The sequence below is a fragment of the Variovorax sp. GW460-12-1-14-LB1 genome (genome assembly GCF_059423605.1).
Genome location: NZ_JBWKYF010000006.1, coordinates 133,562 through 143,572, shown reverse-complemented (window position 1 = coordinate 143,572; position 10,011 = coordinate 133,562). Strand labels below are relative to the sequence as shown.

11 protein-coding genes are annotated in these 10,011 nt (G+C 68.6%); 3 read left to right on the top strand and 8 right to left on the bottom strand.

All coding sequences use genetic code 11. From position 1 onward, the window contains the following. Positions 1-93: 93 nt before the first annotated feature. Together AC07Y4_RS05270 and AC07Y4_RS05265 are read right to left on the bottom strand one after the other, a co-directional pair. A complete protein-coding gene (locus AC07Y4_RS05270) occupies positions 94-987 on the bottom strand; it encodes a LysR substrate-binding domain-containing protein (protein WP_070062186.1) in 894 nt (297 codons plus the stop codon). 32 nt (positions 988-1,019) lie between these two features. Further along, entirely contained in the window at positions 1,020-1,601 is a 582-nt protein-coding gene (locus tag AC07Y4_RS05265; RefSeq protein WP_062478023.1) for a TetR/AcrR family transcriptional regulator, read from the bottom strand. Between the two features lie 87 nt (positions 1,602-1,688). On the opposite strand from AC07Y4_RS05265, the gene AC07Y4_RS05260 reads away from it, so the two are divergent. Both AC07Y4_RS05260 and cynS read left to right on the top strand, forming a co-directional pair. Further along, entirely contained in the window at positions 1,689-2,111 is a 423-nt protein-coding gene (locus AC07Y4_RS05260) for a nuclear transport factor 2 family protein (protein ID WP_495274288.1), read from the top strand. A gap of 73 nt (positions 2,112-2,184) precedes the next feature. Further along, positions 2,185-2,628: a cyanase gene (gene cynS / locus AC07Y4_RS05255; RefSeq protein ID WP_095746510.1), complete on the top strand. Its 444-nt coding sequence runs from the start codon at positions 2,185-2,187 to the stop codon at positions 2,626-2,628. Positions 2,629-2,642: 14 nt separating this feature from the next. Here the strand turns inward: cynS and AC07Y4_RS05250 are convergent, their stop codons facing one another. The 4 genes from AC07Y4_RS05250 to AC07Y4_RS05235 form a co-directional block, all read right to left on the bottom strand. Continuing rightward, positions 2,643-3,407 carry an SDR family oxidoreductase gene (locus AC07Y4_RS05250; RefSeq protein ID WP_062478031.1) on the bottom strand — a complete coding sequence of 255 codons (765 nt, stop codon included), beginning with the start codon at positions 3,405-3,407 and terminating at the stop codon, positions 2,643-2,645. Between the two features lie 161 nt (positions 3,408-3,568). Further along, the gene (locus AC07Y4_RS05245) at positions 3,569-4,171 is read right to left on the bottom strand and encodes a Pr6Pr family membrane protein (protein ID WP_495274287.1); all 603 of its coding nucleotides are present in this window, start codon (positions 4,169-4,171) and stop codon (positions 3,569-3,571) included. Positions 4,172-4,188: 17 nt separating this feature from the next. Continuing rightward, positions 4,189-4,539 (bottom strand): DUF1161 domain-containing protein, encoded by a 351-nt coding sequence (locus tag AC07Y4_RS05240; RefSeq protein ID WP_390341820.1) that lies wholly within the window; start codon positions 4,537-4,539, stop codon positions 4,189-4,191. Positions 4,540-4,719: 180 nt separating this feature from the next. Beyond that, entirely contained in the window at positions 4,720-6,954 is a 2,235-nt protein-coding gene (locus tag AC07Y4_RS05235) for an NADP-dependent isocitrate dehydrogenase (protein WP_495274286.1), read from the bottom strand. 167 nt (positions 6,955-7,121) lie between these two features. Between AC07Y4_RS05235 and AC07Y4_RS05230 the strand changes: the two genes are divergently transcribed. Beyond that, a complete protein-coding gene (locus AC07Y4_RS05230) occupies positions 7,122-7,928 on the top strand; it encodes a hypothetical protein (RefSeq protein ID WP_495274285.1) in 807 nt (268 codons plus the stop codon). A 15-nt stretch (positions 7,929-7,943) separates the two neighbouring features. Here AC07Y4_RS05230 and AC07Y4_RS05225 read toward each other — a convergent pair whose 3' ends face one another. Then, complete coding sequence (locus AC07Y4_RS05225) at positions 7,944-9,260, bottom strand: CynX/NimT family MFS transporter (protein WP_095746504.1); 1,317 nt, start codon at positions 9,258-9,260, stop codon at positions 7,944-7,946. Beyond that, positions 9,257-9,937, bottom strand: a complete 681-nt coding sequence (locus tag AC07Y4_RS05220; RefSeq protein WP_095949614.1) for a FadR/GntR family transcriptional regulator — start codon at positions 9,935-9,937, stop codon at positions 9,257-9,259. Before AC07Y4_RS05220 ends, AC07Y4_RS05225 begins: the two co-directional genes overlap by 4 nt. Positions 9,938-10,011: the final 74 nt, after the last annotated feature.

Below are 10,011 nucleotides of genomic sequence, written 5' to 3'. Positions count from 1 at the left end.
GGGCCATGTGGGCCACGGCAGCGCCGGGGGTCGAGTCTGCAGGGGAAACGCGCCGGCGACCTGAAAAAAGCCCGCACCCCGGCTGAAAATTATTCAGCCCGGCTCGCGCAGCGCCTGGCGCAGCCATTCGACGAAGGTGGCGCATTCCCAGCGTTCCATGGTGCCGGGGCGCCAGCACAGGAAGTAGGCGTTGGGCGAGGGCGCGCTGTGCGGCGACAGGCGAACCAGCCGGCCGTTGTCCAGCCAGGCGCGGCCCAGCCGCAGGTGCATGAGCACCACGCCGAAGTCTTCGGCGGCGGCGTCGAGCGCCAGCCCCAGGTCGTTGAACTGGTGGCCCACGGCCGGCTCGGGCAGGCCGATGCCGCAGGCCTTGAACCAGATGCGCCACGACTCCAGCGGCGTGCGCAGCATCTGCACGCGCGCCACCTCGGCGTCGGTCGAGAAGTGCTGCTCGAAGGGTCCGTGGCGTTCCAGGTAGGCCGGGCTGCACACCGGCGAGACGTCGTCGGCCAGCAGCTGGCAGAACTCGCGGTCGTGGAACGGGCCGGTGCCGAAGCGCAGCTCGATGTCGGCGTCTTCGGCCGTGAAGTTGCGCACCGGCATGGTCACCTGCAGCATCAGCTCGATGGTCGGGTAGGCGTCGCGGAACTCGGCCAGCCGGGGCAGCAGCATCTGGCGCGAGAAGGTGGGCGTGACGGCCACGCGCAGCCGCCGCACCTGCGACGCGGGCTCGCGCCCCGGCACCTGCTGCAGCGCCGCAATGGCCTCGCGCACGCGCGCCAGGTAGGCCACGCCGTCGGCGCTCAGGCCGAAGTCGTTGCCCGTGAAGAGCTTGAGCTCGAGCTGCGTCTCGAGCTGCCGGATGCGGTGGCTCACGGCGCTGGGCGTCACGCTGAGCTCCTCGGCCGCCAGGTTCACGCTGCGCAGCCGCGCGACGGCCTCGAAGGCCTGCAGGCCCTGGGTCGAGGGGAGTCGCGTCGATGCCATGTGTTTCTTGGAAGGGAGTGAGCGATGCGATGTTATCGAAGGGCGACCAGCGCATCGAGCAGCCGCCGCAGGTCGTCGACCGCCTCGCGCGCCAACGCCGCATCGCCCATCTGCGCCTTGACGATGGCGCCGTCGACGCCGAGCGCGGCCGCCTGTGCAACGGCCATGCGTTGCGGGCCGTCGGGCAGCAGGCCGGCGATCACCTCGACCATCTCGCGCTTGTGCTCGCGCGCGATGTCGGCGGCGCCGGCCACGCTGGCCCCCACTTCCACCACCGAGTTGATGAAGGCACAGCCCCGAAACAGCGGGTCGGCGAACCACTCGGCCATCACGTCGGCCAGCACCGGCAGCGCCTGCCCCTGCGCGATGCGTTGCTGCGCGTCGCGACGGCCCAGCGCATCGACGAACCAGGCCATCCACACGCCGTGCCGGTGGTCGAGAAAGGCGCGCACCAGGTCGTCCTTCGAGGGGAAGTGCCGGTAGAAGGTGACCTTGGTGACGCCCGACGCGGCGATCACGCGGTCGATGCCGGTGGCGCGGATGCCGTCGGCATAGAAGAGCTCGTGCGCCGTGAGCAGGATGCGCTCGCGCGCGGGCAGTGCAGAGATGTCCATGCGGCGATTGTAGGCATGTAGACAGGTCTGTCTACTCGTGGCACATTGCGGGCCTTCATCACTTCATTTCTTGACTGAAAGACCGCCATGGAATCCCGCCCGCCGCTGCCGCCCTTCACCCTTGAATCCGCCCTCCAGAAAGTCCAGGCCGCCGAAGACGCCTGGAACTCGCGCGACCCCGCGCGCGTGAGCCTAGCCTACACGCCCGACACCGAATGGCGCAACCGCGCGGACTTCGTCAATGGCCGCGAGCAGGTGGTGGAATTCCTCACCCGCAAGTGGGAGCGCGAGCACGACTACCGCCTGAAGAAGCAGCTGTGGGCCTTCATGGACAACCGCATCGCGGTGCGCTTCGAGTACGAATGGCACGACGCCGCGGGCCAGTGGTTTCGCAGCCACGGCAACGAGAACTGGGAGTTTGCGGAGAACGGGTTGATGCGCAAGCGCTACGCGAGCATCAACGACCAGCCCATTGCGGAATCGGAGCGCAAGTTCCGCTGGGAGCGCTGAGGCGAAGGGGGCGACAACGGGCATGCCTGTTGCTTGCCCTGTCGCATCCCTTCATACCCAGGAGCCAAGCCGCATGAACCGCAACGACGTCACCGAGAAGATCATCACCGTGAAGGTGTCCAAGGGCATCCAGTGGGCCGACGTGGCCAAAAAGGTCGGCCTGTCGAAGGAGTGGACCACCGCCGCCTGCCTCGGCCAGATGACGCTCGACGACAAGCAGGCCAAGGTCGTCGGCAAGATCTTCGGCCTCACGCCCGAGGAGCAGAAGTGGCTCCAGGTCGTGCCCTACAAGGGCTCGCTGCCCACGCCCGTGCCCACCGACCCGCTGATCTACCGCTGGTACGAGGTGGTGAGCGTGTACGGCACGACCATCAAGGAGCTGATCCACGAGGAGTTCGGCGACGGCATCATGAGCGCCATCGACTTCAGCATGGACATCCAGCGCCAGCCCGACCCGAAGGGCGACCGCGTCAACGTGGTGCTGTCGGGCAAGTTCCTGCCGTACAAGAGCTACTGACGTTCGACGCTCAGTCAGTACACCGGTGCCGCCGGCTTCGGCCGCGGCGTCGGGGCCGGGCGCCAGCCGGGGCCGGCCATGCCGTAGCGCGCACCCTCGATGGCACCGGCAATGGCACGCGCCACGCCGTCGACCGGTGTCGTCAGCCGCCGCCGCGTGCGCATGCGCTCGAAGGCGTAGCTGTCGGCGATGCGCTCGGCCAGAGGGTCGGCGGCCTCGGCCACGTCGGGGCTCACCAGCGAGACGTGCACGCGCCCCGCGTGTTCCCGCCGCAGCCCTTCGGAAATCGCCTGCACCGCGTACTGCGTGCCGTGGTACACGGCCGAGTCGGGCGTGGCGCCGCCCATGGCCACCGGCGCGACGTTGACGATGTGGCCCCAGCCTTGCTCCTGCATCGTGGGCAGCACGGCCGCCACGCCCAGCAGCATGCCGCGCAGGTTGACGTCGATCATCAGCTCCCACTCCTCGATCTTGCGCTGCCACAGCGGCGACAGCGGCATCACGCCGGCGGCGTTCACGAGCACGTCGATGCGGTCGTGCGTGTCGAGGGCGAACTCGGCAAAGGCCTCCATGTCGGGCCGGTGCGTCACGTCCAGCCGCCGGAAGCTCGCCGAGCCGCCGGTGGCATTGATCTCGGCCGCGAGCGCCGCGAGCCGTTCGGTGCGGCGCGCGCCGAGCACCACATGGGCGCCACGCCGCGCGAGCCGCCGCGCCGTCGCCTCGCCGATGCCGCTGCTGGCGCCGGTGACGAGAACCACTGTGTCCTGGATTGCACTCATACAAAACTCCTCATGCGGGTCGGTGCGCCATGGCGCGAGGGGTGCGCCGGGCATGGGGATGAGTCTCGGGGCGAAGGGGCCGGAGGCGGTATCCGGATCGAACGAGGTTTTTGCCTGATCCTGCGAAATGCAGAAACAGGCGAGCCGTGCGCGGGGCCGCGTCAGCCGCGCCGGCCCAGCCGATTCCCCAACGCCAGCAACCCCCATCCCGCCATCCCGAAGGTCAGCGCGATGCCTGCCGCATAGACGGCCACGCCGCCGTAGCCGCCCACGTGGGCGGGGTTGAGGAAGGGGTAGGGGTACCAGCCGGTGCGGCTGCCGCGCAGCAGCGTGTAGGCCAGGTAGGCCATGGGGAAGACCAGCGTCCACAGCAGCTGCCGGCCGCCGAGCCGCGTGCGCGGCGGCTGCAGCAGCCAGTCGAGCAGCACGACGCACGGCATCACGTAGTGCAGCAGCGTGTTGATCCACGGCCGCAGCGCGCCGAGGTCGACGTCGCGCAGCAGCAGCGAGAAGACGATGCCGACCACCACCATGTTCACGGCCGACATGGCGCGCAGCCCTTCGTCGGGCCCCGTGGACACCGGCTGCCAGAGGCGGCGCGCGCCCAGCACCAGCACGATCGCCGCGAACAGGTTCGAGAGGTTGGTGAAGAAGCTGAAGAAGTTGACGACGTTGAAGCCCATGCGCACATGGATCGTCAGTTGCCAGCCGATCGCCACGAGAGTCAGCAGGCCGAAGAAGAGGCGCAGGGCGGGCCAGATCACGCGATGCTGCCCTCGGCTCAGGGCTTGCAGTTGCCGCCCATGGACACCGAGCCGTCCTTGCACTCGGTGAGCATCGGCTCGCCGCGCGGTGCGGGGGCTGATGGGGATGCAGGGGCCGGCGAGGCCGCGCCGCCTTCGCGCTGGTAGACGATCTTCTTGGTACCCAGGTCGCAGCTGCCCACCACCTGGCCGCTCGCCGTGGCGGCGGCATCGACGGTGACGACGCTGAAGTTCGTCACGCCCGATGCGGCGATCTTGGCCTCGATCTCGGCGCGCAGCGTGTCGCAGTTGCTCTGGGCGCGGGCGCCGCCGGCGGCCACGAGCAGGGTCGAGGCGGCAGCAGCAGTCACAAGCAGACGGAGTTTCATGAGGGGCCTGCCTTTCTTTTCTCTTGCAGTGGAGCGGGGGAATCGACGTCTAGTTTCGCGCTGCGCGGCGGCAGACGCAAAGACAAACGCAAAAACAAACGGCCTGCCGCGCGAGCGACAGGCCGTTGGTGTGAGGGCTTCCGGGTCAGTGCAGACCCGGAAGACGCAGGCGCAGCGGGATCAGGCCGCCGGTGCCAGCGCCGCGTTCAGCGTGGCGCTCGGGCGCATCACGGCTTCGTACTTCTTCGGATCGGCCAGGTAGTAGCCGCCGATGTCCACGGCCTTGCCTTGCACGGCGGCGAGTTCGTCGACGATCTTCTTCTCGTTGGCGGTGAGCGTCTCGGCCAGCTTCTTGAACTTGGCCTGCAGGTCCTTGTCCTCGGTCTGCGCGGCGAGTTCCTGGGCCCAGTACATGGCCAGGTAGAACTGGCTGCCGCGGTTGTCGAGCTGACCGGTCTTGGGCGACGGGTTCTTGTTGTTGTCCAGCAGCTGGCCGGTGGCGGCGTCGAGCGTCTTGGCCAGGATCTTGGCCTGCGCGTTGCCGGTCTTCAGGCCCAGGTCTTCCAGGCTCACGGCCAGCGCGAGGAACTCGCCCAGCGAGTCCCAGCGCAGGTGGTTTTCTTCCACCAGCTGCTGCACGTGCTTGGGGGCCGAGCCGCCCGCGCCGGTCTCGTACATGCCGCCGCCGGCCATGAGCGGCACGATCGACAGCATCTTGGCCGAGGTGCCCAGTTCCATGATGGGGAACAGGTCGGTGAGGTAGTCGCGCAGGATGTTGCCGGTGGCGCTGATGGTGTCCAGGCCGCGCACGACGCGCTCCAGCGTGTAGCGCATGGCGCGCACCTGGCTCATGATCTGGATGTCCAGGCCCGTGGTGTCGTGCTCGTGCAGGTACATCTTGACCTTGGTGATCAGCTGCGCCTCGTGCGGGCGGTAGGCGTCGAGCCAGAACACGACCGGCATGCCGGAGTTGCGCGCGCGGTTCACGGCCAGCTTCACCCAGTCGCGGATCGCGGCGTCCTTGACCTGGCACATGCGCCAGATGTCGCCCTTTTCCACGTCTTCGCTCATCAGCACTTCGCCGGTGTCCAGGTCGGTGATGTTGGCCACGCCGTCTTCGGGGATCTCGAAGGTCTTGTCGTGCGAGCCGTACTCTTCGGCCTTCTGGGCCATGAGGCCGACGTTGGGCACGGTGCCCATGGTCTTGGGGTCGAAGGCGCCGTGCCACTTGCAGAAGTTGATGATCTCCTGGTAGATGCGGGCGAAGGTCGATTCGGGCATCACGGCCTTCACGTCCTTCAGGCGGCCGTCGGCGCCCCACATCTTGCCGCCGTTGCGGATCATGGCGGGCATCGATGCATCGACGATCACGTCGTTGGGCGAGTGGAAGTTGGTGATGCCCTTGGCCGAGTCGACCATGGCCAGCTCGGGGCGGCCTTCATGGCAGGCGTGCAGGTCGCGCTTGATCTCGTCCTGCGTGCTCTGGGGCAGCGTGGCGATCTTGTTGTACAGGTCGACCATGCCGTTGTTGACGTTGATGCCCAGCTCGTCGAACAGCTTGCCGTGTTTCTCGAAGGCTTCCTTGTAGAAGATCTTCACGCAGTGGCCGAACACGATGGGGTGCGAGACCTTCATCATGGTGGCCTTCACGTGCAGCGAGAACATCACGCCGGTCTTGTGCGCGTCTTCGATTTCCTTTTCATAGAAGGCCAGCAGGGCCTTCTTGCTCATGAACATGGAGTCGATGATCTCGCGGTCGAGCAGCGCGACCTTGGGCTTGAGCACGATGGTCTTGCCGCTCTTGGTGATCAGCTCCATCTTGACGTTGCGGGCGCGGTCCAGCGTCATGGACTTTTCGCCGTGATAGAAGTCGCCGCCGTGCATGTGCGAGACGTGCGAGCGCGAGGCCTGGCTCCACTCGGCCATGCTGTGCGGGTTCTTGCGGGCGTATTCCTTCACGGCGCGGGGCGCGCGGCGGTCGGAGTTGCCTTCGCGCAGCACGGGGTTCACGGCGCTGCCGGTGCACTTGTTGTAGCGCGTACGGATGTCCTTGTCCTCGTCCGAGGTCGGGTTCTCCGGGTAGTCGGGGATCTTGTAGCCCTTGCCCTGCAGTTCCTTGATGGCCGACTTGAGCTGCGACACCGAGGCGCTGATGTTGGGCAGCTTGATGATGTTGGCTTCAGGCTTGAGCGTGAGCTTGCCCAGCTCGGCCAGGTTGTCGGGCACCTTCTGGTCGTCGCTCAGGAACTCGGGGAACTCGCCCAGGATGCGGGCGGCCACCGAGATGTCGCTCGTCGTCACGTTGATGCCGGCCGGAGCCGTGAAGGCGCGCACGATGGGCAGGAAGGCGTAGGTCGCCAGCAGGGGCGCCTCGTCGGTGAGGGTGTAGACGATGGTGGGTTGCTTCGTGCTCATGCGCTTGCTTCCGTAGGTTCTGGGTTGTCGAGAGGGCTGAAATTTCATTGGGCGAAATGGACTTTCGCCGGAGCCCCCCATTGTCGCCCGGTCGGGCCGGGGCGCGGCCGGAGAAACCCCGATGACCCCTCTGCCAGGGCTTCCCGCGATGGCTACCATTGCGCCCCATGAAAAAGCTGCCTCTTGCCGGGATCGTCGGTCTTCTTGTCTTGTGGCTGGCCGGCCCCGTGCTCGCTGCGCCCGCCGCCCAGGTCTTCGTGGCCGTCAAGACGCCCGAGGCCGTCGACGCCATGTGGCGCGCCCACCTGTGCGCCTTGCTGCCCCAGCCCTGCGATGCGCAGGCGCTGAAGCTGCACCGCCCGCGCGACGGCGGCGCGCCCGACGACTACCTGCTCACCTCGGAAAAGCCCCTGGCCATGGCGCGCCTGAAGCGCGACGCCGGCACCGGCGGCTGGCAGCTCGCGCAGCTGCACGATTTCTCGACCTACGTGGCCTCGCAGCAGCGCGACCGCCCCAGCACCGACCCCGAGCTGCACCTGGCCCTCGCGCCGGTGCTCTACCCGCTGGCCGAAGGCCGTTGGGCCGTGGCCGTGACCCAGCACGAATCGGAAAGCTATTCGGGCGGCGGCGCGTCCTATGTGACGGCCGACTTCGTGCCGCTGGACACACCGCCCGGGCAGCGCGCCAAGGCTGTGCGCGAGGGCATCCCGTACTGGTGTTCGCGGTCGATCCGTGCCTGCTTCAGCGAGAAGGAATACAAGACCTCGAAGCACTGCCACGACGAAAGCCGCGGCAGCCTGCGCATCGCCTACGACGCGCCGGCGAAGGCCGGTGGTCCCTACGTGTGGCGCTACACCTGGCTGCAGAGCGAGTGGCCGGCGCACACGGGGCCGGCCGGCAACAAGCGCACCAGCGTGGACTTCACGGACGACAGCGCGCAGAAGCCGACCGCCTGCGACGGCGGGCTGCAGTAGGCAGGCCGCAGCGGATCAGTGCCGCGGCACCGTCACCGCGCCCACGTGCAGCGTGCGTCCCGCGCCCAGCCCCGCCATGACCAGCACCACGCCCAGGCCGACGAACAGCCACGCCGAGGCGCGGAAGCTGCCGGTCCAGCCGTGCAGCAGCCCGGCCAGCAGCGGGCCGAAGGCCGCCACCATGTAGCCCACGCCCTGCGCCATGCCCGACAGGTGCGCGGCAATGTGCGAATCGGGCGAGCGCAGCACGATCATCGTGAGCGCCAGCGCGAAGGTGCCGCCCTGCGAGATGCCCAGCACCACGGCCCAGGTCCACATGCCGCCGGGGGCGTCCAGCGGCGCGAACAGCATGGCCAGCATGGCCGCCACCGTCATCGCCGACAGCACCACCGCCAGTGCGCGCTGGTTGCGCAGCTTCACGGCCAGCGCCGGCACCACCAGGCAGGTCACGACCTGCGTCATGACCGACAGCGACACCACGTAGCCGGCCATTTCGCCGCTGAGCCCGCGCTCGCGCAGGATCGGCGCCAGCCAGCCCATCACGATGTACGCCAGGGCCGACTGCAGCCCCATGAAGAAGGTCACCTGCCAGGCCAGCCGGTCGCGCCACAGGCCGCGCACGGTGAAGCCCGATTCGCTCGCCACCGGCTTGAGCGGCAGCGCCTGCGGCGCCCAAATGAACGTGACCAGCGCGGCCGGCACGGCCCACATGGCGAGCGCCAGCGTCCAGCCGCCGCCCAGTGCGTGCTCCAGCGGCACCGTCAGGCCCGCGGCGCTGGCGGCGCCGCCGCACACGGCCATGGTGTACAGGCCCATCATCAGCGCGGCCTGCTTGGCGAAGTCGCGCTTCACCAGGCCCGAGAGCAGCACGTTCGACACCGCGATGCCGCTGCCCGCGATGGCCGAGGCCAGGAACAGCAGCGGGATGTTGCCGGTGCCGCGCAGCACCGTGCCCACGCCGATCAGCACCATGCAGCCCAGCAGCGTGCGCTCGGTGCCGAAGCGGCGCCCGAGCCAGGGCGCCATCGGCGCGAACACGCCCAGGCAGACGATCGGCAGCGTGGTCAGCAGGCTGGCCGCGGTGGCCGACAGGCCGGTGGCGCGGATGATTTCCGGCAGCACCACCGACAGGCTGGCGAACACCGGCCGCAGGTTGAAGGCGATGAGCACCACCGTGAGGCCCAGCAACAGCCGGCGGCCCCGGCTGGGCGTCGGCGTGGGGCGCGGCGCGGGCAGGCTGTCGACTTCGGCGTCGATCAGCAGTTCTTCGGCGCCCGATGGCGCCGCCTGGGTGCGCGCAGCAACACCCGTGGGCAAGGTCATGGAGTTCATGCGGTGCCCAATGCGAGCGCGTTGAGCGTCGGCGCCATCAGCTCGCGCACGGCGGCGGCGGCGCGCTCGGGGTCGCGGCTCGCAATGCCTTCGACGATGGCGCGGTGCGCCGCCTCGTCGGGCTCGGGCAGGCTGGCGCTCAGCGTGCTGGCGATGGTTTCCTTGATGTAGCCGGTGATGAAGCGGCAGGTCTCGACCAGCGCCAGGTTGCCCGACACATCGACGATGGCTAGGTGAAAGGCCAGGTCGCGCTCGATGAAGGCCGCGCCGCCGTCGGCCAGGTCGGGCTGGCCGCGCTTGTCGAGCAGGGCGTTCAGCCGGCGCAGGTCTTTCGCGGTGTGGCGCACGGCGGCGAGCCGGGCGGCCTCGACCTCGAGCGCGCGGCGCACCTCGAACTGGTCGCGCAGGCTGGCCAAGCGCAGCTTCTGCAGGCTGGCCGAGGGGTCGAAGCCCGAGCGCACGTACGTGCCCGAACCCTGCCGCACTTCGAGCAGGCCGCGCGAGACCAGCGTCTTCACCGCCTCGCGCACCGTGCCGCGGCTCACGCCCAGCAGCTGCGCCAGCTGGGGCTCGATCGGAATGCGCGAGCCGATGGGCCAGCGGCCTGCGGCGATCTCGGTGCGGATGCTGTTCGCGGCGGCGTCGGCCAGGGAGGTGCGGGGCGGTTGGACGAGCATGGGATCAGGGTGGCTTATTCATTCAATGATTGGATGAATTTAACCATTGTCAAAAAGACGCGGTCGGCGGGAGG